Source organism: Parabacteroides sp. PFB2-10 (assembly GCF_029893085.1).
In the GTDB taxonomy this organism is placed as follows: domain Bacteria; phylum Bacteroidota; class Bacteroidia; order Bacteroidales; family Tannerellaceae; genus QVMG01.
The window spans coordinates 240,663-267,090 of the sequence record NZ_JARXWI010000002.1; the positions used below are offsets into that span (position 1 = coordinate 240,663).

The following is a 26,428-nucleotide window of genomic DNA, read 5'->3' on the forward strand; positions in this document are numbered from 1 at the left end:
TCGTCCCTCCGGAACTCGGCCTTGCAGGCCCGGGTGGCCTTCGGCCATTTATCTCTACAAACCTTCAATTATTACATAATTTGAATTAACCCGTACCCCCCAAAAAAGGAATAACGACTATTTATCTTCCACAATACGGGATTGCAATACTTTAGAATAAGGGGGGACGTCGTGTGTCAACCAGATATTTCCACCGATAATGGAACCTTTGCCAATGGTGATCCGTCCCAATACGGATGTGTTGGAGTAAATAATGACGTCGTCTTCAATAATGGGATGGCGAGGAATATCAACGGGTAATCCCTCTTCGTCGAGGCGGAAGCTTTTGGCTCCTAAGGTGACTCCCTGGTAAAGACGAACATGGTTGCCTATAATCGCGGTACCTCCGATTACAACGCCTGTGCCATGATCGATGCTGAAGTATTCGCCTATTTGTGCGCCCGGGTGAATGTCGATTCCGGTCTTGGAATGTGCCATTTCTGTGATGATACGGGGAATAACCGGAACGCCCAATTTAAGTAGTTGATGGGCGGCACGTTGGTGCAGGATAGCGACGATGGAAGGATAGGAGAATATCACTTCACTGGCGCTGGTTGCTGCGGGGTCTCCATCGAGCATGGCTTTTACATCGGTCGATAACAACGCTTTTATCTCAGGGATTCTATTGATGAAAGAAATGGCTATTTCGGATGCCTTTTGTTTCGAATCGCAACATATTTCCGACTCGAAACAAAGTCCCCGATAGATCTGTTCCAATAAGAGGTCATACATCTTTTCAAGATAAACGCCCATATAGTAACGGATTGTATCGGGTTGGGCTTCCTTGGTCGTACCAAAAAAGCCGGGGAAAATAACCAAACGCAACAAGTGCATCACCTCCTCTAAGGAGGCTGTCGATGGCGATGGCTTTTGGTGTAATGGGATGTATCGATACTCCGGCAGATCAGCTGCCGCCAGCTTTTCGCTATTTTCCAGTATCTGTTGGAGGATGTTGTTCTTGTCCATTATTTATCTATCCCATGATGGGTCGTAGCAAATGGTTGTTCGGTTTGTACCAAAGCCTATGTACATTTTCTTCCCATCGGAAAACACACAATGAATATTCCGGTGGGTGTCAGGCACACGTGAATTAGCTGTACTCCAGGTCTTCATTATGGTATCAAAGACTCTAATATACCCTTCACTGTCGACAATGTAGATTGAAGATCCAATAGCAACTCCGGCTTTGGCTGCATAATCTCCGGGCATAGGTTCCTGCTCTTCCCAGTTGAAGACATCACTGTCGTACACGGCTTTTCTCGTTGACCACAACCTATTGCTGAAATCAGGATTGAACCCTGTAGATGTTAAGCCTAATCCAGCATAGATATAATCGCCGACGGCAAATGCATATCCGCAATATTGTGCTTCAGGGAAATCGGCTTCTTGCACCCATCCGGGGATTTGCATCACTCTTTGCTTCCAGACTTCGCTGACGATAGAGTCGCCTGATGCTGTCCGCTGCACACCGCCAATCATAATTATATCAATTTGATAACAGGCAAACGAGCCAAACATAGGCGTAGGGCCTATTTCTGATGATAGCTTCCAGTCGTTTTCACGAAATACATTATAGTAATGATTACTTGACGGTTGGCGATGGGTGTCAAAACCTCCCCAAACATGGATGCCATCCTTATTGCTGGCTATGGCCATCATGCTTCGTTTTGCCGGAAGATGACTTGTGTTTTCTTGCCAGGTAAGATAATAATCACTTCCCGGATTCATGTCAAACTTCCAAAACTGATTGGTTTGGTCTCCGTAGGAATTCTTATCACCTCCCACTAAATAGCCGATTTTTCGTTCGGCCAAAGTCAGGTAAGCTGCCGAGTTAGGCTCTTGTAATTCGCCACTAAAATAGCCTGTTGGTATTGTTGAGAATATGCTTCCAGTAGTAAATTCGCTGTTATCGCCATATGAAATGAATCCTCCTTCATTTATAGCAAATGCTCTTACGTGATATGTGCTTCCGGGAGGAAAGTCGGTTATATAAATAGTAAACGAATTATAACCTCCCCAGAGATCAATTCTCGTATCCTCTATCGTTGGATTTTCGTTTGTTGACCACACAATACCTGCTTCAACGATCGAGAGTTGTTGCCCTTCATCATTCACTCCCGAGTCAACAACTGTTCCGCCAACAATTACTGTTCCGTCTCCCACGACAGGTGAGGCAGTCAAAACAGTCGGCTTTTCACTCAATAGGGTAAAAGAGAAAATTTCCGTACCGTAAACAAGTGCTCCTGCATTGCTAACAAAAGCTCTTACATAGTATGGACGTTGTTGCTCGACATCGGTGATTCTTCCGGTAAAGACTCCCATTCCTGAGCCGCATTGGATCGTATCCGTGCCGGCTGCTCCGATTTCAAGATTCTCTGACAATCCATAACAGAAACCCCGAAGTGTGATATCGGTATCACCCGGATAAGTTACCTCCGCGCTGAACTCTGCATACGAGGTTGTGACAGTACCTCTTGTCAGGTATTGTACAATAGGAAGTCCGTCGGTTGTTTTCACCTCTTCTTCTATGCCTACGGAGGTGCCGAAGTTGTTCTTTACATAAGCTTGTATATAATAGGTCGTAAGAGGTTCCAGATCCGGAATCGTACAGGTAAACGAGTCTGTTTGCATAACGCTTGCTACGGAATCTTTCTCAACACCCGGTTCGGCAAGCGATGTTTTGGCATAATAAATACCTCTTTCCTGGATTTCTCCTTCTCCTTTGTCGGTGATTTTACCGCCTATCATTATATAGGTGGACTTAATATCCAGCGCTTCCAGCGTAGCAACACGGGCAAGCCCTTCGATCGTTGTGAAAGAAACAGGGGTACCATAGCCATAGTCGATACTGTTTTTAGCATAAGCCTGCACCATATATTTCGTGCTATCTTCCAGGGATGTTATTTTGAAAGAGAATGATTCATTTGATCCTTCGGTAACAACTTGCGTATGTTTTTCCTCCGGGTTACTTTCTTTGTACCAGACAAAACCTCTTTCTGTCACTCTTGTCCCGTTTTCTTTATCAACTTTTCCAAATACAGTGGCTTCGGTTGCTTTTATCCCTTCCACCTTCTCTGTGGTAGCAACCGGCCCCTTTGCTCCAATCAGATTACCGGGCATTTGCGGATCTTCAGCGCATCCGGTAACAAATAGAGTGACTAAAGCTATATATAGGAATAAAATCTCTTTTCTCATTTTTGTAACCTTTTAGAAAAACAGGCCGATGCCTGCATTTAAATCAATATAATCAAAATTCATTGTATGAGCTCCTGCAGTCAAATACAAGTAGTTAAACCTTAGTGTGAAATCTATTTCTCCAACAAGTCCTTTGCTGGAAAAGGTTTGATTATTACACCAGATAAACTCTTTCGCACCCGACGTATTATCTGTCATCATAAATGGCGAAAGCAGATTCCTTTCTCCATAGCCCACTCCGACAGAGCCATATAACCAATCAGTGAATCGATAAATAAAACCAGCCGTACCGGCAAATGTGGTTTTCTTATTGGGTATATCTAATGCCTGATACGTCTTGTCGTTATCCGGATCAACAATTGCGCTAAGGTCATTTTCCAGTTTACAGGTATGATCCGTCGTTCTGAATGAAAGATCGGATCTCACACGGACATACCAACCGGCCTTTTCTTGTACACCACCGAAGGTTAAACCAACCGGCATCTCTATTGAATAGGTGTAACCGACAAAGAAACGCATGCGTTCTTTCGGTCTTTTCTCAATCAGGTTTCTGGCATAAATAGCATAAGGATTTGTTAATTCCTCATACTTGTTCTGCCAATGCTCGGCTATGGTATCACTGTTTGGGGTAGCAATTCCTTTTGTGTGATAGGTAACTAATAATTTAATAGCTGCCGTGTCGTTAAGCTCGGCTTTGTCATTCAGACATTTTAGGCAGCGTGTCATCAGATTGCGCATGGAAGGACGCATTTCTTCGTCTTCCAACCAGATTTCAGTCAGCTTCTCTATGCTGTACAGATCACAATGTCCAATACCTTCCCCATACCACATACGGGCGCTGGTGTAGTCTTTTTGCTGTAAAGCTTCATCTCCTTTTTGATTGTATGTTGTATATTGTTGTGCTTTCAGGCAGAAAGCAAACAAAAGCAATACCATCATAATCCAAATTCTATTCATAATTTCTTATAAGATTACGCCTTCGCGAATCGGTTTACCATTTTCATCATATATATCATAGAGCATATCTTCACGTTGGAAAGCTCTACCTTCTTCATGCCAATCGGCCACAAGATATTTACACTCAATAATTTCTACACCTGCATTGTTGATAGCGCCAACTTTGCCGGTTGATTTTTTTCTTACCACTGTCAACTCGCCATTCCCTATGGTCATCATCGTGTTATACTGCGCTTTTCTATCTTCAACATCTTTCTCTTCTGCCTTTTTGCTGGCCTCTTTAATCTGATTCAGTAAATTATCATTGAGAGAGATCTTGTAAGCTTCGGTATAGTCGTTTTCTGCTCCTCTGAAATCCGACAGAAGCATCTTTTCATTTCCGGATGCGATCAGGGCAGAAACCGCTGCGTTCTGTTCTTCTTTTGTTGGAGGCTGGGGCTCTATTACTTCTTTTGCAGCCGGAGCGTCTTGCGATTCGACAGGCTCCGAAACAACCTGTTCCTGCTTTCCCTGAGGTTCTCTTTCTGGTATCTTTTCTTCATCGCTTTCTGTTTGTAAAGTTGTTTGGGGTGCTGGATTACTCTCTGTTATAGCAAGTGGGGTATTATCTGCTTCTTCTTCCGTCAGAGCAGGTTCTTCATTTGTTATTGTTTGCTCTGTTGTAGGCAAATTGTCATTCTCCGGTGTTACCTCCGCTCCCTTTTGGAAATAGAAAGTATATATTACTGCGGAAGCAACAAGGGCAATAACGGCAAACAGCGCGGTCATTGTTGCTACCCTTTTCTTACGCTTTGGCTTTAGGATCTCTTGGGAGGGAGGATTTAAGATAGTCTGATCTTCGGTATCACCAATTCGCTGTTCCGGAGTGTTGGTAGGGTAAAGAAGGGTTGTGTCTCCCTCTTTACCAATGCCTGTTCCGGTAGTTCCTTCCGTTGGATTGACTGGAGTGCATTCTTCATCCGATGGCTTATCTAAAGCGTCCATCATCTCTTTTACCGTCTGATAGCGATCTGCCGGCACAATCTCCATTGCTTTTAGGATAACGCTTTCTGTTTTTGCAGAGATGGCCTTATTGACAACCGTTGGTTTAGTCATTGGGCGCGTTGCCCGAAGAATTGATTCAACCGGTATTTTCCCGGTCAACAGGTTGTAGAGGGAGGCTCCTAAGGAATAGATATCCGGGTAGGGCGAAAATACCTGGGTTCCTTCGTTATCGTATTGTTCAATGGAGGCAAAACCTTTGGAAAGCGTAAGCATCGTCGTGCTGGTCTCCTGCTGTTCCGTATCGTAGCGTTTGCTTACACCAAAGTCGATCAAGCGGGCATTGTTTCTTTGATCAATCAGTATATTACTGGGTTTGATATCCAGATGAAGAATGTTTTTATCATGCACAAACTGAAGGGCTTCGCCTATCTGATGAATGTAACGGAGCACTCTATTTTCAGGCATCACGCCATCGCGTTCCATCACCTCCTTCAAGGATAGCCCGGAAATATACTCCATCACAATATAGGCCGTATTGTTTTCTTCAAACACTTCCAATACATTTACGATATGCGGATGGTGTACATCAGAGAGTATACGAGCCTCTTTTATAAGCTTTTCTTTGAATTTATGAAAGAGATTGTTTCCGGTCTCAGAATGAACTTTTACCTCCTTGGTTTCGGAGTCGCGATAGCAGTAATCTTTGAAAAAATACTCTTTGACAGCGATGGGTACTTCGGTGTCTACTGTACCCAACGATCCCTTTACCTCTGTGTTCCAGACTCCTTTATAGGTAATGCCAAATCCCCCCTGCCCCACTACGTGAGTAAGACGGTATTTTCCATTTTGTAGTAGGTGCCCGTAGGGTAAATTCATAATTACTTTGGCAATACTTATTTATTTGCCAAAAATACATTAATTATATAAAAGAATAAAATAAAGAAAGAAGATTTTGTTTCAATCCCGCATTATCATGTACATGTTGAACAGGGATGATATAAAATGAAAAATTATCACGTGTGCGCCCATTGCAATAGTCAACGATGGAGTCTTTGATTGCATCCGTTGCCTGATGATTTTTAAAGATTTCAGATAGCCTGTCGTCGGAAAGGTTTTCCAACACACCGTCCGTACACATAAAGAAGGTATCTCCTTCCTTAATGTCTTGTAAAAGAAATACGTCTACCTCTGCCGGACGGGACGTCCCCTGAATAGCGCGAAGAATCACATTTTTTTGCGGATGCACCGTGGCCTCTTGCGGAGTGATTTTTCCCAGGCGAACAAGGGAATTCACCAGTGAATGATCTTCTGTTTGATACATGATCTGACCATCCCGGAAGTGATAGATGCGGCTATCGCCAACATGGGCTATCGTTACCCCTTTAGAACCGATATAGAGCAATGTTAATGTGGTAGCCATTCCTTTGGCTTCAGGATGTTGCTCGGTATAATCTTCAAAGCGTGCTTCCGTATACTGGATGGCTTTTTGAATAAATTCTTTTGAAGGATCCCCCTCTTCCAGGAAGGTGGAAAAGTAGGATTGTATGGATTCACAAGCCAAGGCACTGGCTACTTCTCCTTTGTCGGCTCCTCCTACTCCATCGCAAACGATAAATAAGCGTTGGTTGGAGGTAACTGTTTCCGGCTGCGGATAAAGAGAATCCTCATTATTTAACCGGCCACCTTTTTCACTGATGGCACACGGTTTTCCAATCGTTATATTCATAACAGGCACGAGATTTAGTCGTTGAAGCGAAGCACCGTACGGCCAATAATGATCTCGTCATTATCTTTGAGTACAATAACCTCTCCTTTTTCTAAGAAACTGCTATTATATAACGTATGATTTTTACTATTATTATCTGATAGGTAATGTTTATATCCTCCTTTGGCCTCTTTTTTTACTTCGATGCGAATATGCTCCCGGCTCATGGAGCGGTCGTCGGTCACAATGCCGATCGTTGCATTCGAAGCGGACGACTTGCGCCCGATCAAACTAACCCCTTCATACAGAGGAAATACTTGCTCCCGGGTATGCTCGTCGGCCAACACGGTTATTTGCCCAAGAGTCGACTTACTTGTCTGCAAAAGGGTCGTGTCCGACGAAGAATCATCGGTCATATTATTTTCTTTCAACAAAGAGATGGGTATAGACTTTTTGCATTTAGGGCATTTGAAAGACAAAATGCCCGGAGGCAGTTTTCCTTCGTCAACCTTTAACCCAACGTGGCAATGTGGACATCTAATGGATATCATAGAACTATAATGTCAGAACTGTCAATATTCAAATCGTCGGAGGATAAATCAAGCATATCTGCATCCGACAACATCACCGTCTCATCCGATAAGGTAAAGAAGCCGTAATTCTCATCCGTATTCTCATCGACGACGACCGCTTCAAGCGCATCATCATTATCTACAATGATAACAGCATCTTCTATCTGTGCCTCATCACTGTCAATGGTAACGAATGTATATTCCTCTTCTTGCATACTAAACTTTAAATAAGACATATAATACAAAACAAATGTATTGAAAGCTGAGCGCAATCAAGCTTGCTTGAAAATTGCCGAAGCGCATCATACATTATACAAAAATACAAAAAGTGTTAGATTAACAAACTAATAACAATCTCTTATAATCAAAGACTTGGGTTTATTGTACGAAAGTATCTCCTTTGCATGACAAAAACCCTTTTATTCGTTAATCCATTTGGCTTTACAGGAAGAAACAGGGCATTGCTTCCTGTTTCGTAGCGATTCCCAGGGTATTTCGCCCAGAAACGTACCGCATTTCGGACAGACATAATCAATCTTAAACTGATTCGCTATATATTGTAATTGCCGTGGCACTTTTGCCGACTGTTTTGCCCCGAGAAAAATACCGATTGTCGGAGCGCATATCATGATAAACAAACTGATGGTCATCAGTAGCGGACTCCCTTTGTCGAGGAAACTTAACGCCACACCGACTACCCCCAATAAGGCAAAAGGGAGTGATTGTAACAATCTTATCTTAAACTGGTTAGACGACTGGATCTTAACTTTCGATTCAATATACCGATCGTATACTTTTTTCAACTGAGCGAACTCTTCGCTGTAGTCGTTATGTTGATTGAGGATGTCGGAAAGCGAGCAGATATACTGCCCGCCGAAACGGATTTCATCTTTCAGATTTACCCTTTTGCGAGCTACCTGCTGGTCGTTCACATAGGTGCCGTTCGTTGAATCCAGGTCAACAAGCAACCATACCCCATCCTCCTGCTTTTCAAGGCGGGCATGATGGCGACTCACATGCGGGTCATCCACTATATAGTGATTGTCATTCTCTTTTCCTATGTTTATCATGCGTCTGTCTTCACTTCGGCTTTACCCATTTCTTTTTCAAGAGATTCCTTCAGGGCTTTCAGAGGATCTTTGGAGATATTCAACTCCCGGGGTTTTCCTTCGCTGGAGAGCAGAATCAAACGCTGTTTAGGCAAATGTATCTGTAAGATATGATTCTTATTGATGATATGACTTTTACCTACGCGCATCAGAATCTTTTTGCTTCCCTCTACCTGGCGTTCCAACATCTCTTCTATTTTGCCGATGTTGATCGCGAAAGTAAATTGGATACCACTGGTCAGTAAGAGTTTTGTATAATTGCGATCTGCCTCGAAATAAAGTATTTGACCAATTCTGATACGTAATAATTCATCCCGTGTTTTGATAATTAAATATCGCTCCATGACTTGATTTTTATTTGTCCTTCCAAAGGATAACAAAAATAGGGTTTTTTCTGCAAACCGCAAAAATAAAAAACAAACGACAACAATAGGGAGTTGCTCCTTACTGCTTGGTCATAATGGAAAGAACCAATTTGTCGGTCTCTTCCATGCCTTTGGAACCGATCAGTGTCAGGTTGGCAATGCTCTGATCCACATCCTCGTTTATAATTCCTTCAACAGAAGATACCACCTTGTTTTCCATAGCCATAAGTGCGGAGAGCATGGCGGTGGAAACGCCGCTCGACACCTTCATGGCACAACTGGGTTTGGCTCCGTCGCAAATCATGCCGGTCAGGTTACCAATCATATTCTTGATTGCATAGATCACCTGTTCGCGGCTTCCTCCCATCAACTGGGTAATACCACAACTGGCACCGGTTGCCGCCACAACACATCCGCAGAGGGCGGATAATTTGCCTAAGCTTTGTTTAACATAAATAACCATCAAATGGCTCAACATAAGCGCACGGATCAACTCTTCTTCCGAGCAATCCACATCCTTTGCGAATGATAATACAGGCAAAGTGGCTGCCAATCCCTGGTTTCCACTGCCGGAATTACTCATAACCGGGATCATTGCCCCATCCATACGGGCGTCGCAAGCGGCAGCCGTCATAGCAAGCATACGGGTGAAAGAGGATTCTCCCAACCATTTTTTGCCCGTTTCGCCTGATACAATGCGCCCCACCGTATGCCCGAAGTGGTTATTCATCGATTCTTCGGCGGCTTTCTTGTTTACCTCCGCCGTTTTCAGTATAAAACGAATATCCTCCAATGGCATGGTATTGGCAAATTCATAAACCATCGCAAACGTAAGTGGAATATCTTCTTCTCGCTCCTCCTCTTTATTTTCAGAAGCCAAACTGCGTTTGTCAGACAACACCACTCCGTCTTTTTCTTCATAGACAATCGAAGTATGTCCTCCGGAAATAATCACCCGCGTCTGACTTTCGCCGGCATAACAGATCACCTCTATATATAATTTATCCACTTTCTCTTCTTTCAGGCTGATGGATATTCTCTTTTCCTCGATAAAGAGTTTTCCTTTTTCTAACGCTTCAGGAGTGATATCGCGTAATACTTCCAGCCCATAAGCCGATTTGCCAATCAGTGAGCCCAAAGCAATCGCAATAGGCAATCCGACCATCCCGGTTCCGGGAATGCCTACGCCCATCGCGTTTTTTAATACATTTCCGCTTAATTGTACCTCAATCTTCTCTGGGGTTTGAGCTAACACTTCCGAAGCGCGTGCCGTTGCCAAAGCAACCGCCACCGGTTCTGTGCAGCCGATTGCCGGAATCACTTCACGATTGATAAGACGGATGATCTGTTGTTGTGTTTGTGTTTTCATTCTTTTTGACGTTTAGGCCAGGCAAAGATAATATCTTTTTGGTAGATACGCTTTCCTACAACGAATTTAGAATGCATTTACAACCTATTTATTGTGATTTGCAAGCTATAAATCAAAGTGGACGACTTATGCTTTTTTTGAAATAGTACAAAGAGAAACCTATAATAGGTAAGAATAGAACTAAAAGAATAAATAAGAACTTAGATTCTTTACTGTCTCTATTTTTTACTATATCCAAAATAGCAAGAAAGTCCATCAGAAAAATGAGAATAAGGATAACATACACTACCATAATTGTATTTTTTTAGTTAAAACTTCGTCAAAGCGATCCTATATCATATGACGACAATAAAACCACAAAACTAAAGTGTTACAAAACCAAAATAGATATCTTTCATTTCAAAGCTTTGAGGATTACAAAAAACAAAAAACACAAAATCCTGTTCTTTTTTATATCTCGCTGTGATAGAGAATACTTTATCACCTCGTTTAATCATCTTAGTTAATAATAATCGAGATGAGGCTCTTTCTGTATTTATTTCTTCCAAGAACAAAGCTTTATCGGCTTCAGTAACATCTGCTGCTTTATAGCGATCTATGTATGAAGTTATTTTAAAATATTTTGTCCGTACTATATCTGAGTTATGCCCACCCCACCCCCACATTGGAGAATCCAATTGAGTCATACGTTCAGCGTAAAGAGCAATGTCTGCGGCATCTTCAATAATCCCTACATAATCATAAGAAAGCAACTCCAACTCCCCTGCATTGGTAATATTATCCTGTATCCAATTTTTGAATAAATTATCCAAATTGCACTCACAAGATTCAGGAGCACTCTCTACATTTACACTATATAATGTAGACGGCTGATGGTTTGTTTCCTGAGCATACGACTCAATAAACAAGAAAGCAAAAAACAAAATGACAATCAATTTCATAATAATTATTATATTTAAAAATTAAACAATTCGGAACAAAGACAACAATCCTTAACAGTGTCAATAAATCATAATACAAAATTAACCAAAACGGACGATCAATCACCATCACTATGTTACACAAATCTATATGTATGTTACACAAATCTATATGTATGTTACATGTTTCTATGTCATTTCTTTATCGTTCACGCTTTTTATGGGAAACTAAACCTTATTTTGTATTTTGTTTTTTTGAAAAGTCGTGAGGTAGTCAATAATCACTCCGATATAATAACTACCCAGGGATTATCCTCTTCTTTCAAGTGTTTGAAGATGGGGTTGTTTATTTCATGCTCTTCTAAGTATGTAAGGATCTCCCAGGGTTGTAGTAGCCCAACATATTCTCCCTGGGATGTGGCTTTACGAAGTTGAACAGGCATGAGCCCATTCATATCATTTGCCAGCTCATTTCCTTTCATTACTTTTGTTTTATGTGTGCGTTTATCATAAACGGCGCTATACGAAAGACTCTCTTTACCATATACTCCAGTCTGGAAATGAATGTATATTGTATTTTCCCCTTCTAACAGATAGTCGATATAAATACGTTTTTCGCACCCTTTCAGGTCATATTGTGTTCCGGGAGGGAAAGACCACTCTCCAAGATCTAAGATAAGATACGGTTTTTCCCCTGTGGGTGATATCGTATATATGATGTGTAAATAACAACATTTTCAACAGGTTATTTTTGTTTCATAATAAAATTATATCTGATATTCACAGGTGTCCCAAAAGGGACATCCTCTTTGTAGGCCGTTGCTTTAGCATCGGTATATATGAGCCAAATTCAATCCGGGCGTGCCGCAGGTATGCCATCATACAGATTACATACCTGCGGCACGCATAAAATGGAATGTAATGCGTTTATACCGATGCTAAAGCAACGGCCTACAAAGATTTGTAACCGTTCCAGTTACACAAATAATCTTCCAATTTCTCTACATTCGAAGACCAAGGCTGATCGCTGAATAATTTTCAGCCCTTATAATGATGTAAATAAATGTTAAAATACCCATTTCCGTCAAAACCCCCAACTTACGATTTGTAATTTTCGCGGGAGTTTGCGCGCAAAAAGGTGGGACTTTGGAGACAAACTCCCGGGAGAAACACTTTTTAACGTATGGATTTGTAAGTAAAACGGCTGTTTTTCTTACAATCGATATTTTAACATTTGCCGGGAATGGCTCGCCTAAGAGCTCTTCGGATTGGAAGCGGGAGGTCGAAAAAGGTCGATCACTTTGGTACAGCCATGCTTTGGGGGCTGGAAGATGAGTCGCAAGCTCTTGAAAAATCTTCTCTTACTATGTTGTTTCTTCCGCCTTTAATTTGTTACATTTGCATCCTAAATATTTATTAATTCAAAAGTATGAAAAGTAAATTTATGTTGTTATTTGTCTTTTTTGCCAGTATTCTGACGGCAAATGGACAATCGGAGAAAATCAAGTTCGTGGAATACGATCTACCGAACGGATTGCATGTTATTCTTCATCAGGACGACCGCACGCCAAACGTAATGGTATCGCTGATGTATCATGTAGGCGCCAAAAATGAAAACCCCTCTCGTACAGGATTTGCCCATTTCTTTGAACATCTGATGTTTGAAGGATCTGAAAATATCGACCGAGGCGAGTATTTTAAATTGGTTCAGGCTGCAGGAGGTTCTCTGAATGCCAACACATCACAAGACAGAACGTTCTATTTCGAAACCATGCCCTCCAACCAATTGGAACTGGCTTTGTGGATGGAATCGGAACGAATGCTTCATGCGAAAATAGATGAGATCGGGGTGGAAACACAAAAGGGTGTGGTTATTGAAGAGCGTAAGCAGTCTTACGACAACCAGCCGTATGGTACTTTCATCGAAGAGTTGGGCAAAAGAGCCTTTACCCAACATCCTTACAGATGGCAAACGATCGGTGATCCGGAGCATATCCGCGCGGCTACGTTCGATGATATCAAAAATTTCTACGACACCTATTATGTCCCCAACAACTGTGTATTGGTGATTGCCGGTGATTACGACGAGAAGCAGACACGTGAATGGATCGATACATATTTCGGAAGCATACCCAAAGGAACCCTTCCTATGCACCGTCCGAATGTAGTAGAGCCACAACAGACAAAAGAGATCCGCGACATCGTATATGATAACATTCAGCTTCCGGCGATATTCATGGCTTACCATGTGCCGGCTATGGGAACAAAAGACTTTTTTGCCATGGAAATCCTGAATCAGATTCTGTATGGGGGCGCTTCTTCCCGTTTCAAAACGAACTTAGACGATAAAGGGATGACTATTCAGTCGTTGGCTATGGCCATGGGCAGTGAGGATCCCGGATTGCTCTATGTATTGGCTATCCCGAATATGGGCAAGTCGCTCGAAGAGGTAGAGGCTATTCTTACGGCTGAAATAGAAAAGATGTCGAAGGAACTGGTATCGGAAGAGGAGTTCCAGATGGCTATGGCAGCGAAAGAATATAGCGTGGCTGCTCAATTGCAATCCCTGTCGGGCAAAGCAGAAGCTCTGGCCAATTGCTATACCTATTTTAAAGATGCCAGCTTAGTGAACAAGGAACTGGAACAGTATGAAGCGGTGACGCGGGAAGATGTGATGGCGGTTGCTAAGAAATACCTGCAAACTAATTCACGGGTGGTGCTTCATTACCTGCCGATGGCTGAGAAAGAATAATCCCAACGATAATCCTAAAAAAAGAATATAACATGAAGAAAATTATATATAGTTTATTGTTTGTCCTTATCTGCTCTATAGGTGTTAAGGCGCAGACTCTCGACAGAAGCATCCGCCCTGAGGCGGCTCCGGCTAAGGAGGTAAACATTAAAGATGCTCAGATCTTCACGCTTAAGAACGGACTGAAAGTGTTCTTAGTAGAGGACAAAAACACTCCTTTGGTTTATTACTCCTTGCAGTTGGACGTGAAACAAGAGTTGCAGGGTGAGAAAGCGGGCATGAATGGTCTCTTCTCGGATGTGTTTGGCACAGCTACCAAAAATCGCACGAAAGAGCAACTCAACAAAGATATCGACATGATCGCGATGCGGGGTGGTGTACACCGTGGCGGCGGATATGCCTATTTCCTGAAAAAATACCATGATAAGGCATTGGATATTATGACAGATATGCTTTTCAACCCGGTGTTCTCACAGGAAGAATTCGACCTGAACATAGGGAAATACAAAACAGCCCTCAACACACTGGGAGATGACGCGGGACAGATCACAAACCGTATGGCCAACGCCCTTATTTACGGCAAAGGATATCCTGCGGGTGAAGTGGAAACATTGGAAACATTGGATAACATTACCCTGGCAGACCTGGAAGGTTATTACAATACCTATTTCGCACCGAATGTAGCACGTCTGGTGATTGTTGGAGATATCTCCCTGAAAGAGGCAAAAAAGCAGGCAGAGAAATACTTCGGCAAATGGACAAAAAAGAATGTGCCTGTGGCTGAATATACCATTCCGACTGCGCCGGAACAATTGAAAGTGGCGTTTGCTAACAAACCGGGCGCGGTGCAATCGGCTATCGATGTTTGTTATCCTATCCAGTTCAACGTGAAAGAAGCTGACTACGACGCAGCCTCGGTGATGAGCCAGATCTTGGGCGGTAGCGGAACAGGCCATCTCTTTATGAACCTGCGTGAAGACAAAAGCTGGACCTACGGTATCTATACCAGCTTGGCTTCCGGCGAACAGGTAGGTTCTATGTCGCTGACAAGCGGACGCGGAGCAGCCTCGGTGAAGGCAGCGGCTACGGACAGCGCTGTTTTTGAAGTATTGAAAGAGTTCAAACGCATTATCAACGAACCGGTAACCGAACAGGAACTGAAAGATGCTGTAACCTATCGTGCGGGTAACTTCTCTCGCTCATTAGCCGATTCGGAAACGATGGCTCAGTTTGCGGTAAACATCGACAAATATAACCTGCCGAAAGATTATTACCGTAACTACCTGAAACGTCTGGAAGCGTTGACTCCTGCCGATATTCAGGCTGCTGCAAAGAAATATATCAAACCGGAGAATGCCTGGATCGTGGTAACCGGCGACAAGCAATACGCTGATGCGTTGGCACGTTTTGCCGGTGATGGAAAGGTGCAATGGTATGATTACGATGTGAACCCGATCGAAACGCCCAAGGCGGAAGCAGCCAACGTAAGCGCTGAAGAAATCATTGCTAACTATGTGAAAGCACTGGGTGGCCAAGAGGCTATCGAAAAGGTGAACGACTATAAGATCGTTGGCGAGATGGATATGATGGGACAGACTGGAACCGTGGAGCAATACTTCAAGAAACCGAATATGTCTGTGACATCTATGTCTATGCAAGGAATGGTGATTCAGAAAATGGCTTTCGACGGCACGACGCTTCGCGTATCAGGTCTGCAGGGAAGCCAGGAACTAACCGAAGGCAAAGAGTTCGACGCAATAAAGAGCGGTGTGGGTCTTGCGCCTGAAATGACCTATCTGCAGAACGGATATACCCTGACTGTAGGTGCTGTAGAAGAGGTAAATGGCGAAAAAGCTTACACCCTGAAGGTGGAACGCGACGGAAATGCCACAACGGAGTATTACAGCGTAGCCAGCGGATTGAAACTGCGCAGCGTGCAAACCATTCAGTCTGCCATGGGTGAGATGCAGACCGTGAGCGATGTCGGCGACTACCGTGAGGTGAATGGCGTGAAGTTCCCGTATGAGATGACGCAATCGGTTATGGGACAAGCCATGAAAACGGTTGTTAAAACGGTGGAGGTAAACACAGGCTTGCAAGATTCGGTGTTTAAGTAATCAGAGAAGTCCTTAAGGATTTTACGATAAACAGTAGGGGCTGTCCAAAAAGTTGGACAGCCCCTACTCTCTTTATATACGCTTTTATTCTATTTCCAACATAGGAGCTCCTTCCGGCACAAAGTCGCCTCTGTTGACCAATACCTGCTTTACCCTGCCGGCATAGGGAGAAGAGATATTATTCTCCATCTTCATAGCCTCGAGAATCAAAACGTTTTCTCCGCCACTGAGCGTATCACCGGGTTTTACCAATAATTGGAAAACGCGCCCCGGCATGGGCGAAGTGATGACACGACCGGTTATTTGTGTGGCCTGTTTGGTGGATTCTGTCAAATGATCCTGTCCGTTCAGGGCTTCAGCATGTTCCTTTTGGTATCGTTCTTTTTTGATTTTCATCAGATAATCTTTGGCAACAATGGGGAATAGTTCCAACAATAATTGCTCTTTATCATTTTCTGCCAGCTTCACACCGCCACAATCCTCCAGAACCGGGTTGGGTTGCATCTCGTAAGCCGACGTGTCGTAAGGCGTTTCCTCGCGTACTCCGGCAATCTGAAAACGGAATTCGGGATCAACAGGAACGGGTGTCTCTCCATATTCTCCTTTCACTAAGTTACGGAACTGATTGGATACATTCGAGTATTTGGCTTTTCCATTCTTTTCATCGAGCGCACAATTGACCGCTTGTACCCCGACAATCTGGCTCGTAGGCGTCACCAAAGGAGGCAAACCGGCATCTAAGCGAACATGCGGTATCAACTCCATGGCGCGTTGCAAAATGAATTCGCTCTTCAACTGTTTGAGCTGCGCAACCATATTGGTATACATACCGCCCGGAATTTCCGCCTTCTTCACCAGTTCGTCCGGTTTGGGGAATCCGAAATAGGCTTCAATGGCATGACAGACTCTCAACAAGCCCTCTTCGTTGTTCTCTTTCGCCGCTTTTATAGCTACGTCGAACAGGCTGTCGACCGATTCAGGCAATTGATCCCGTAACGGGGAGAATTTATTGGGGAACTGCTTCACCACATCAAAGTCTTCCAATTCCTGCCGGATATAAAATAATTCGCCATTGATCTTTTCGATGGCTTCCATATTGAGATCCAGTTCGATGCCTAATTTCTGGCAGAAAACATAGATCAACTCAACGGCTGGAGCTGCCGGACCGCCGGCGAAATACCATATGTTGGTATCGATAATATCCACACCATGCACAATAGCAGAAAATACAGAGGCCAATCCGTAGCCGGGTGTACAATGGGTATGGAAATCAATCGGCACAGATAAGTGCTTTTTGAAGAGCGAAATCAGCGCTGCTACCCGACTCGGTGGGATCAGTCCGCTCATGTCTTTGATCGTAATCATATCGGCGCCTAAGGCCTCCATCTGCTTCGCCTTCCGGAGAAAATAATCATCCGTAAAGATATGATGGGGAAGTTTTTTGCCTTTCAGTTGCGCTTTCAGGCGCTCTGCCATCGTAAAATGCGGATCAATGGTGTAGCAGACTGCACAATCGGCCATACCACCATACTTCTTTACCGAGTTAATGGTCGATTGAATGTTGTTGATGTCATTCAAGGCATCGAAGATGCGCATGATCCCCAAACCGGAATCAATACTTTCTTTACAAAAGCCGTCGATCACACTGTCGGGATATGGATTGTAGCCGAAAAGATTACGTCCGCGCGATAATGCCGTTAGTTTAGAAGCATCGCCTACGGCCGCTTTAATCTTCTCCAATCGATCCCAGGGGTTCTCTTCCAGATAGCGCATGACAGAGTCGGGAACGGCTCCGCCCCATACCTCCATCGCGTAAAAACCTGCGTCTTTGTAGAAAGGTAACACCCGGTCAATTTGTTGTTGGGTCATGCGCGTCGCAAAGGAAGACTGCTGACCATCACGAAGGGTTAAATCCCTGATTTTCAATTTTGGCTTCATCTCTTAATTCTTAGTTTAGTTAGTCTTTTGACGGCATAAATGTATGGATTAAATTATATTAAAGAAATATTTCCACAATGATCTCAAACATATGATTTAAAGTCCTATATTTGCCCCATATTAACTAACTTGCAGAAGAGTTTTTTGTTTGTCGGATCTTCGCATTTTCAGTCGGTAGAAACAGGCAAAATATAGATGCGAAGCCAGCTGTTATTGCTGGACTTCCACAAAAAAAGGGATCCTGATCGGGATCCCTTTTTGTATTGTATTGGAGAATTGCTTCTCTTTCGGTTTCTTTATCAATAAGCTCTTGCGAATACAACGCGTTGCTTGGATGGCTTACCGGTGACCATACATACGCCCGGTGTCTTATCGCCTTCCAAAGGAATACAACGGATGGTGGCTTTGGTTTCCGCTTTAACCTGCTCTTCTGTTTCCGGTGTGCCGTCCCAGTGAGCCAGGATAAATACGCCCTCTTCGATCTTTTCCTTGAATTCTTCGTAGGTATCTACCGAGATCACGTGCGATTCACGGAAGTCATATGCCTTCTGGAAGATATTCTTTTGGATATCATCCAACAGATTCTGCACATATTCTTCGATACCGTCGCAGGTAATGGTCTCTTTTTCGAGTGTATCACGACGCATCACTTCGATCGTATTGTTTTCCAAATCGCGTCCACCCATCGCCAAACGAACGGGTACCCCTTTCAATTCATATTCGGCAAACTTCCAGCCCGGCTTTTTATTGTCGGCATCATCAAACTTAACCGAGATACCCCGCTTCTTCAGGTTGGCCACAATACCGCCTACCTTCTCGCGAATTGCGTCGAGCTGTTCTTCGCTGCGGTAGATCGGAACGATTACCACCTGCGTGGGAGCCAACAGCGGAGGTAATACCAAACCGTTATCATCGGAATGAGCCATAATCAACGCGCCCACCAAACGGGTAGAAACGCCCCAGGAGGTAGCCCAGGCATATTCCTGTTTGCCTTCTTTATCAATGAATGTCACATCGAAAGCCTTCCCGAAATTCTGTCCAAGGAAGTGGGATGTACCTGCCTGAAGCGCCTTACCATCCTGCATCATCGCTTCGATCGTATAGGTATCTTCCGCACCGGCGAAGCGTTCGCTTTCCGATTTCACCCCTTTGATCACCGGCATAGCCATATATTGTTCGGCGAAAGTAGCGTATACATCCTGCATCTGGCGTGTTTCCACCTCTGCTTCTTCACGCGTAGCATGAGCCGTATGGCCTTCCTGCCATAGGAACTCTGCCGTACGAAGGAACAGACGCGTACGCATCTCCCAACGCATCACATTTGCCCATTGATTCACTAAGATTGGCAAATCACGGTAGGATTGGATCCAATTGCGGTAAGTATTCCATATAATTGTTTCCGATGTCGGACGGATAATCAATTCTTCTTCCAGTTTAGCCGCCGGATCGACCACCACACCTTTCCCTTCCGGGTCGTTTTTCAAACGGTAGTGGGTTACCACGGCGCACTCCTTGGCAAATCCTTCCACATGTTGCGCTTCCTTACTTAAAAAAGACTTGGGGATCAGCAAGGGAAAGTAAGCGTTGACGTGACCGGTTTCTTTGAACATATCGTCCAACACACGTTGCATCTTCTCCCAGATGGCATATCCGTATGGCTTAATCACCATACAACCGCGTACCGCAGAGTTCTCTGCCAGCTCGGCTTTAATGACCAGGTCCTGATACCATTGCGAATAATTATCGCTTCTTTTGGTAAGTTCTTTCAGCTCTTTTGCCATTTTTCCTTTATTCTAAAATTAAACTGATTAATAATAAGGCGCAAAGGTACAAAAAAAACTGGCTGACACGCCTCTTGCGCATCGCAAAATGAAAATTCGATGTAGCAGATATGTTCTGTTTCGGTTATTTCACAGCTTTGAAGGTTTGCTGCCCCGTTTTTGTCCGGATATTGATCAGATACATGCCGGGTGAATACCCCGTTCCGAACAGGTGATTGCCGGAAACCGGGCGGATTTTCTCGATCAACCTTCCATGTATATCATATACCGCAATGCTTTCGACCTCATTATCCTGATTGACAACCCCAAAGCCTCCGGACGGATCCCGGTAGAATAGGGTCTCCTCCTTCCCTACTCTCTCTATACCTACCGTTATGGGAGGAGTGTAACTGAAGGTCATAGTCGCCCCGGCAGCACTCACATCCCAGATGTTTATGCCCGATCGCTCCCCATTATACCAAATCGCTGAAGGAAAGGTGTCATCATTAAAACGGGTAGCATTCCCTTTCTTGAAACAGGGATCCGTCAGGTTGGCCGGACGGCAGTCCTGCAGTTCCGGGTTTCCGGCAGTCGTGTTATCGCCTAATTCATTAATGTGCCAGATAAAGATCCCATCATAAGGTTCAGGGTGCTTAGGTGTGCCTTTCCTTACCTCGATATAGTAAGCTTCGTTTGGAGCTGCGTTGTTGTTTGCAGAGCCATAATAGACGGCGGCCTCTCCCACCCGATGGTGCAGTGTAATGGTGGTTTCTTCAGTCATAGCCGACAGATCCGTTTTATTCAACCACCCCATTTGATCCAGACACCAGGGACTCGGATAGCCGGGATTGCGGTCGTTTCCGGCACCCATATTGTACTTATCATTATTATCATCGTGCCCATCGTATGAATAAAAATCAGGCCAGTTGCAAACTAAGTGCCCATTTTCATGAATAAATGTGCCGATGGAGAGGCTATTACCCAGGTTGGTCATCTGAAACGTATGCCAGGCATCTTCATGGAATCCCTTCAAATGGAAGTTATACCAGCCCATGTGAGGCCAGAGTCCGTTCGCCCAGCCGGCATCCGGCGTACCGGCGTAAAAGATATTTATAGCAAGCAGCCTGCCTTCCAGGGAGGTAAGTTCGCTGAGTTTTACCGTTTTTTCCTGATTCAATGCCGCCTCCACCGTTGGCATAAAGCGATCATCCGTATAGCCGTTCACCGTATCATAATAGCTTTTCCGGTTGGTGGTGGTGTGAAAGTCGGTCACATAGTTCAGGTAAGTCAATTTCCCGTTGGAGATCCATTGGAAATACTCTTTGATAGACTGGTAATTACCAAACTCCTTGTAGTTATCACCATTGCAAAAAGCAAGAACCTGCTCCCGGGTGATAGCCGATTTTACATCCGGGAAATCCACCAGGACAACCACCCCATACACCGTATCGGGTAAGACTCTTGCCGAACGCAGAGAAACTTCCGGCTTTTTATCGAAATGAAGCTCCCGCCGGGTCTCCTCCTGTTTTCTTTTGATACTCTCTTTTGATATCCGAATGCCCGGATGCACAAGGTATTTAACGGCAGCAGGTGTCTCACCTCCGGCGTACCGTATACCCGACGAGGCATATTCATTGCCGTCGGAAGAGAGCAAAGCGTAACAAATCTCATGAGTCACTTCATCACGAATCAGGGTATACCCATCCATACTCTCCACATCCTGATAGAATTCATTCCCGAATATCTTTACGGTAACAGAGGAGCCGTCGGGCTGTTTCAGGGAAAACACTTCCCCATCATAGGGTCGCGCAAAAGCAGTGCCCGCCATTAAAACGAACAGTAAGACCAGGATACCTTTAGGTAAAAGAAAGTTTTTCATAGTACATTATTTAAATAGGCGTTTATCTTTTCCAAAAATAAGAATAAAATGGTAAAACTCGACTAATAATGGCCGAAAAACAAAAGAAAAAGATCCGTTTTAGAACAATCCATACTGAAATGTTAAAATATCGATTGTAAGTAAAACGCCCGTTTTGCTTACAAATCCATACGTTAAAAAGTGTTTCTCCCGGGAGTTTGTCTCCGAAGTCCCGCTTTTTTGCGCGCAAAGTCCCGTGGAAATTACAAATCGTAAATTGGGGGTTTCTCCAAAACGAGCGTATTAACATTTATTTACATTGTCGATTTACAAAGAATAGTTTCTACTATATTTTAGAGAAAAATAGTGATTTTTTACTATATTTGCGAAAAGTGGTGTGGATATATGAGCAAAGGAACAAAGGGCTTAGCATTTTATCTGGTGATGATTATTGTCTTTGGATCCCTGATGTATTTTATAGCAGTCAAAGGGGAAAGCCAGCAGATGGATGATCTGATGATCTTTAATGAAGATACGCCGACTACACTTACAGATGGTTTTGCTGTTTTCCGCCACATTATTCTCGAGCACATACAATCCGACTTCGGACTCCTCCTATTGCAAATCATCGTTATTCTTCTTGCCTGTCGCCTGTTTGGCTGGCTGTTTAAACTGATTGGGCAACCTACGGTTATTGGGGAAATCCTGGCGGGTATTATCTTAGGACCTTCTATTCTGGGGCATTGGTTTCCGGAAATAAACGGATTTTTGTTTCCCGAAGAGTCGCTTGCCAATATCACGCTGCTCAGTCAGTTCGGCTTAATCCTTTTTATGTATGCCATTGGCATGGAATTAGACTTGGACGAGGTGCGAAAAAAGCTCAAAGAGACGATATTGATAAGCCATACCAGCACGGTGGTTCCCTTCTTTTTGGGCATGCTTACCGCCTATTTTGTGTACGATAAATATGCCGATCCGGCAACACCTTTCCTCTCCTTTGCCTTGTTTATCGGTATTGCCATGAGCATTACGGCCTTTCCGGTACTGGCGCGTATCATTCAGGAAAGGGGGCTTACCAAGACACATCTTGGAACCATTTCGCTGGCCAGTGCTGCCAATGGCGATATCACTGCCTGGTGCCTGTTGGCTGTTGTGATCTCCATCGCGCAAGCCGGAAGCATGCTGAGCGCGGTCTATAACATCTTCTTCTCCGGGGTCTATATGGCAGTGATGTTTTTCGTGGTACGTCCTTTCCTGCGCATGATCGGACAAGTCTATCACAACAAAGAGGTGATCGACAAAGGGTTGGTTGCTTTTATGTTTCTTATCCTGTTGGCCTCTTCCTACCTGACGGAGATACTTGGATTGCATGCCCTGTTTGGCGCCTTTATGGCCGGGGTGATCATGCCGAGCAATATCAAATTCCGTAAGATCATGACGGAAAAGGTCGAAGATGTTTCGCTCTCCCTCTTCCTTCCTCTCTTCTTTGCTTCGTCGGGATTGCGCACTCAAATAGGACTTTTGAATACACCGGGTTTATGGGGTATGTGCCTCTTGTTTATATTGATAGCGATCATTGGTAAATTTGGTGGTGCGACGATCTCTGCGCGTGTGGTGGGCGAAAGCTGGAAAAACAGCCTTTATATCGGCGCCCTGATGAATACGCGCGGGTTGATGGAGTTGATTATCCTGACCATTGGTCTGGATATGGGCATCCTCTCCCCCACTATCTTCGTGATGCTGGTGTTGATGACATTGGTAACAACCTTTATGACAACACCTTTGATCTCTTTCATTAAGTTTTGCTTCCGCACGCACGATAAGTTTGTGGAACAAAAACGGCTGGAACACCTGGCGGGTATTTTCCGGATATTGATATCCTTCGGGCGAGCCAGCAACGGGCAGGTGATGCTTGATGTTGCCCATCAGATGTTTTCAAAAGGAGAAAACAAACTGGACGTAACGGCGCTTCACCTGACGATTGGCCCCGATGTGAATCCGTTGCATACCGACAATTTCGAGGAGGTGAGCTTTGGTCCTATCCTCTACGGGGCTAAGAAATTGAATATGCAGATCGAAACGCGCTATGAGATTTCCAATAATGCCAGTCAGGATATTTGTAATATCGTCAACCAAGAGGGCTATGACTTCTTGTTGGTCGGTGCCGGTATCACCTGGAGCGACCTGCCGGATGATATAGCTGCCACGGAATACAGGGAGAGACAAGGGCGTTATCTCCGGCGTTTGAAGGCGGAGTCGTGGTTCTTTCCGGGTGCTTTACTGAAAGACAAAACGAAATATTTCATCGAAGGAGCGCGCTGTCCGGTGGGGGTATTCGTCAATCGTAATTTCGTAAAGGCGACAGAGGTGATTATTCTCATCGACAGAGTGGACGATTTGTTCCTGTTCGACTATGCCCAGACCCTATTGAAGTCGACGCATGGGCAGGCGGTTGTGCTCGACCGAACGACGGCTGCTACTCCCGGTCGCGAATTGATCGATCAAAAGATCCAAGCCTTTGTGTCTGAAAAGAACAATACGAAGCTCCTTTCCCAAAAAGATATTACGGAGGATCTGTTGGATAACTACAATTTCATGCTGGTTAGTTATGAAACATGGAACCTTATTTCGGAAAACAGAAAAGAGGCGTTGCAAACCATGCCGTCTACACTGATCTTAAACCAGAAGTGAAAAATGATAAGGCCATAAAGCAACAATCCCGCAAGACGTTTGTCCTGCGGGATTGTTGCTTTAATAAGATATCGGAACAGCTTACACGCTCAATTCCTGAATAATCTTGATGATTTCTCCACCAAAGGCTTCCGCTTCCGCCATGGTGGGGGCTTCGGAATAGATACGGATGATCGGTTCGGTATTGCTCTTGCGCAAATGCGCCCATTTGTCGGGAAGATCGATCTTCACACCGTCGATATCGGTAATGTCATATTGCGCGAATTGCTCTTTTATCCGGAGCAGAATAGCATCTACATCGATGTCGGGCGTCAGTTCCACCTTCTGTTTCGAAATGAAATAGGGAGGATAAGTGGCGCGCAATTCGCTTGTTTTCATGCCTTTCTTAGCCAGGTGAGTCAGAAACAAGGCGATACCCACCAGCGCATCCCGCCCGTAATGGCTTGCCGGATAGATAATCCCGCCATTGCCTTCTCCGCCTATCACAGCATGCGTCTCTTTCATTTTGGCAACTACATTCACCTCTCCTACGGCCGCTGCGGTATAGTTGCCGCCATGCTGTTTCGTAACATCGCGCAACGCGCGGCTGGAGCTCAGGTTGCTTACCGTATTACCGGGCGTATGGCTCAATACATAGTCGGCCACAGCTACCAGGGTATATTCTTCGCCAAACATATCGCCATTTTCGCAAACAATTGCCAAACGATCCACATCCGGGTCGACCACAAAGCCGACATGCGCCTTGGATTGCGTCATCAACCGGGATATCTCCGTCAGATTTTCAGGAAGCGGTTCCGGGTTATGCGCGAAATTGCCATGAGGCGCGCAGTGGAGTTTGAAGATCTCTCCCACACCTAACGCGTGCAGTAGATCAGGCAAGATAAGACCTCCTACTGAGTTCACCGCATCGATAGCCACGCGGAAATTAGCCGCTTTGATAGCTTCCACATCGACCAGTTCCATATCCAGAATACTCTGGATGTGTTTATCTTTGTAAGAGGTGTTTGTTGTGACCGTGCCCAGGTGATCAACATCGGCAAAGATGAACTCTTCTTTTTCGGCAATCGCCAATATTTCGGCACCTTCCGCCGCATTAAGAAACTCACCCTTCTCGTTCAATAATTTCAGAGCATTCCATTGTTTCGGGTTATGACTGGCCGTCAGGATGATCCCCCCGCAGGCATTCTCCCAAACAACAGCCAGTTCGGTGGTAGGAGTCGTTGCCAGGTCGATATCGACCACATCGAAGCCCATACCGGTTAAGGTGCCCAGTACGATCTGTTTCACCATAGGACCGGATATACGAGCATCCCGTCCTACGACGATCTTGTTTGTTGTTGCTTTAGTTTGTTTTCGGATAAAGGTGGCATAAGCCGCCACAAATTTAACAATAGCTAAGGGGTTCAGGCCGTCATCGGAGGTTCCACCGATAGTACCCCTGATACCGGAAATAGATTTAATCAGCGTCATAAGGTTTGTTTAATCGAATTTGTATTCTAATATTTCAAAAAAGACCGGATTTCCCTGGTTCATATCATATTCTGAACCTTTCTTGAAGGGGATAATTAGCTTCACAACCCCTCCGTTACCAACATATTCCAAACCCACAGCCAGCCCTTCGCTCATAAACGATTCAAGCGCTGACTGGTAAGAGGTGGGAGCTTTCTGGGCGTTTACAGTGGTATAACCGTAAAAGAATTCGACCGGGTATGTTCCTCCTACCCGATAGTTGGATATACGTGTCAGGTATTCGGTTGAATCTAAGGTGAAGCGATTGGCGCTAAAACGAGCCAAAATGGTTTGCCGTGCTTTCGCCCGTTCGCCATTGCCCGAGTCAATTACCTGGATATAGATTTCATCCTCCCGTTTGTAGAACTCATTTGCCTTGAATTTGCCATCTTTCGGGTAATCTTTCAGTACCACATATCCACTGTCTGCCAATAGATTTTTAACAGCTTTCTTCTCTGCATTCAACATATCTGTGAATGACTTCTGGTTACTACACGACAATACAAACAGTATTGCACACATCATCAACAAGATATTAAAACCTTTTTTCATCTGTACCCTATTATTTTAAGTATAACTAATTAGAAG

At 44.4% G+C, this 26,428-nt stretch carries 20 protein-coding genes and 1 pseudogene; 3 read left to right on the forward strand and 18 right to left on the reverse strand.

Translation table 11 applies throughout. From position 1 onward, the window contains the following. Window positions 1-117 precede the first annotated feature (117 nt). The 13 genes and pseudogenes from M2137_RS02875 to M2137_RS02935 all read right to left on the reverse strand — a co-directional run bounded on the left by M2137_RS02875 (window position 118) and on the right by M2137_RS02935 (window position 11,697). Window positions 118-1,005 (reverse strand): serine acetyltransferase, encoded by an 888-nt coding sequence (locus tag M2137_RS02875; protein WP_280764955.1) that lies wholly within the window; start codon window positions 1,003-1,005, stop codon window positions 118-120. Between the two features lie 3 nt (window positions 1,006-1,008). Next, the gene (locus M2137_RS02880) at window positions 1,009-3,234 is read right to left on the reverse strand and encodes a hypothetical protein (protein WP_280764956.1); all 2,226 of its coding nucleotides are present in this window, start codon (window positions 3,232-3,234) and stop codon (window positions 1,009-1,011) included. 12 nt (window positions 3,235-3,246) lie between these two features. Continuing rightward, complete coding sequence (locus M2137_RS02885; RefSeq protein ID WP_280764957.1) at window positions 3,247-4,191, reverse strand: hypothetical protein; 945 nt, start codon at window positions 4,189-4,191, stop codon at window positions 3,247-3,249. A gap of 6 nt (window positions 4,192-4,197) precedes the next feature. Next, entirely contained in the window at window positions 4,198-6,051 is a 1,854-nt protein-coding gene (locus M2137_RS02890) for a serine/threonine-protein kinase (RefSeq protein WP_280764958.1), read from the reverse strand. A gap of 43 nt (window positions 6,052-6,094) precedes the next feature. After that, on the reverse strand, window positions 6,095-6,901 hold the full coding sequence (locus tag M2137_RS02895) for a protein phosphatase 2C domain-containing protein (protein WP_280764959.1): 807 nt from the start codon (window positions 6,899-6,901) through the stop codon (window positions 6,095-6,097). 14 nt (window positions 6,902-6,915) lie between these two features. Beyond that, entirely contained in the window at window positions 6,916-7,296 is a 381-nt protein-coding gene (locus M2137_RS02900) for an FHA domain-containing protein (protein WP_280765050.1), read from the reverse strand. Between the two features lie 39 nt (window positions 7,297-7,335). Then, window positions 7,336-7,431 (reverse strand): annotated as a pseudogene (locus tag M2137_RS02905) (zinc-ribbon domain-containing protein); the annotation flags it as partial. After that, entirely contained in the window at window positions 7,428-7,688 is a 261-nt protein-coding gene (locus M2137_RS02910; RefSeq protein ID WP_280764960.1) for a hypothetical protein, read from the reverse strand. The pseudogene M2137_RS02905 and the gene M2137_RS02910, both read right to left, overlap by 4 nt. A 183-nt stretch (window positions 7,689-7,871) precedes the next feature. After that, a complete protein-coding gene (locus M2137_RS02915; protein ID WP_280764961.1) occupies window positions 7,872-8,522 on the reverse strand; it encodes an FHA domain-containing protein in 651 nt (216 codons plus the stop codon). Next, complete coding sequence (locus M2137_RS02920; protein WP_280764962.1) at window positions 8,519-8,905, reverse strand: LytTR family DNA-binding domain-containing protein; 387 nt, start codon at window positions 8,903-8,905, stop codon at window positions 8,519-8,521. Before M2137_RS02920 ends, M2137_RS02915 begins: the two co-directional genes overlap by 4 nt. Before the next feature lie 100 nt (window positions 8,906-9,005). After that, on the reverse strand, window positions 9,006-10,295 hold the full coding sequence (locus M2137_RS02925) for an L-serine ammonia-lyase, iron-sulfur-dependent, subunit alpha (RefSeq protein WP_280764963.1): 1,290 nt from the start codon (window positions 10,293-10,295) through the stop codon (window positions 9,006-9,008). Between the two features lie 362 nt (window positions 10,296-10,657). Next, a complete protein-coding gene (locus M2137_RS02930; RefSeq protein WP_280764964.1) occupies window positions 10,658-11,236 on the reverse strand; it encodes a hypothetical protein in 579 nt (192 codons plus the stop codon). 260 nt (window positions 11,237-11,496) lie between these two features. Next, window positions 11,497-11,697, reverse strand: a complete 201-nt coding sequence (locus tag M2137_RS02935; protein WP_280764965.1) for a hypothetical protein — start codon at window positions 11,695-11,697, stop codon at window positions 11,497-11,499. A gap of 947 nt (window positions 11,698-12,644) precedes the next feature. On the opposite strand from M2137_RS02935, the gene M2137_RS02940 reads away from it, so the two are divergent. Together M2137_RS02940 and M2137_RS02945 are read left to right on the forward strand one after the other, a co-directional pair. Beyond that, window positions 12,645-13,967 carry a pitrilysin family protein gene (locus tag M2137_RS02940; protein WP_280764966.1) on the forward strand — a complete coding sequence of 441 codons (1,323 nt, stop codon included), beginning with the start codon at window positions 12,645-12,647 and terminating at the stop codon, window positions 13,965-13,967. A gap of 32 nt (window positions 13,968-13,999) precedes the next feature. Beyond that, window positions 14,000-16,084: an insulinase family protein gene (locus tag M2137_RS02945; RefSeq protein ID WP_280764967.1), complete on the forward strand. Its 2,085-nt coding sequence runs from the start codon at window positions 14,000-14,002 to the stop codon at window positions 16,082-16,084. 84 nt (window positions 16,085-16,168) lie between these two features. On the opposite strand, the gene M2137_RS02950 is transcribed toward M2137_RS02945, so the two are convergent. The 3 genes from M2137_RS02950 to M2137_RS02960 form a co-directional block, all read right to left on the reverse strand. Continuing rightward, the gene (locus M2137_RS02950) at window positions 16,169-18,022 is read right to left on the reverse strand and encodes a biotin/lipoyl-containing protein (RefSeq protein ID WP_280764968.1); all 1,854 of its coding nucleotides are present in this window, start codon (window positions 18,020-18,022) and stop codon (window positions 16,169-16,171) included. A gap of 299 nt (window positions 18,023-18,321) precedes the next feature. Then, window positions 18,322-19,803, reverse strand: a complete 1,482-nt coding sequence (proS, locus tag M2137_RS02955; RefSeq protein WP_280764969.1) for a proline--tRNA ligase — start codon at window positions 19,801-19,803, stop codon at window positions 18,322-18,324. 124 nt (window positions 19,804-19,927) lie between these two features. Further along, entirely contained in the window at window positions 19,928-21,661 is a 1,734-nt protein-coding gene (locus M2137_RS02960; protein ID WP_280764970.1) for a T9SS type A sorting domain-containing protein, read from the reverse strand. 384 nt (window positions 21,662-22,045) lie between these two features. Between M2137_RS02960 and M2137_RS02965 the strand changes: the two genes are divergently transcribed. Next, window positions 22,046-24,331, forward strand: a complete 2,286-nt coding sequence (locus tag M2137_RS02965) for a cation:proton antiporter (protein ID WP_280764971.1) — start codon at window positions 22,046-22,048, stop codon at window positions 24,329-24,331. 81 nt (window positions 24,332-24,412) lie between these two features. Here M2137_RS02965 and glmM read toward each other — a convergent pair whose 3' ends face one another. Continuing rightward, a complete protein-coding gene (gene glmM / locus M2137_RS02970; RefSeq protein ID WP_280764972.1) occupies window positions 24,413-25,801 on the reverse strand; it encodes a phosphoglucosamine mutase in 1,389 nt (462 codons plus the stop codon). 9 nt (window positions 25,802-25,810) lie between these two features. Then, entirely contained in the window at window positions 25,811-26,392 is a 582-nt protein-coding gene (locus M2137_RS02975; protein ID WP_280764973.1) for a DUF4827 family protein, read from the reverse strand. Window positions 26,393-26,428: the final 36 nt, after the last annotated feature.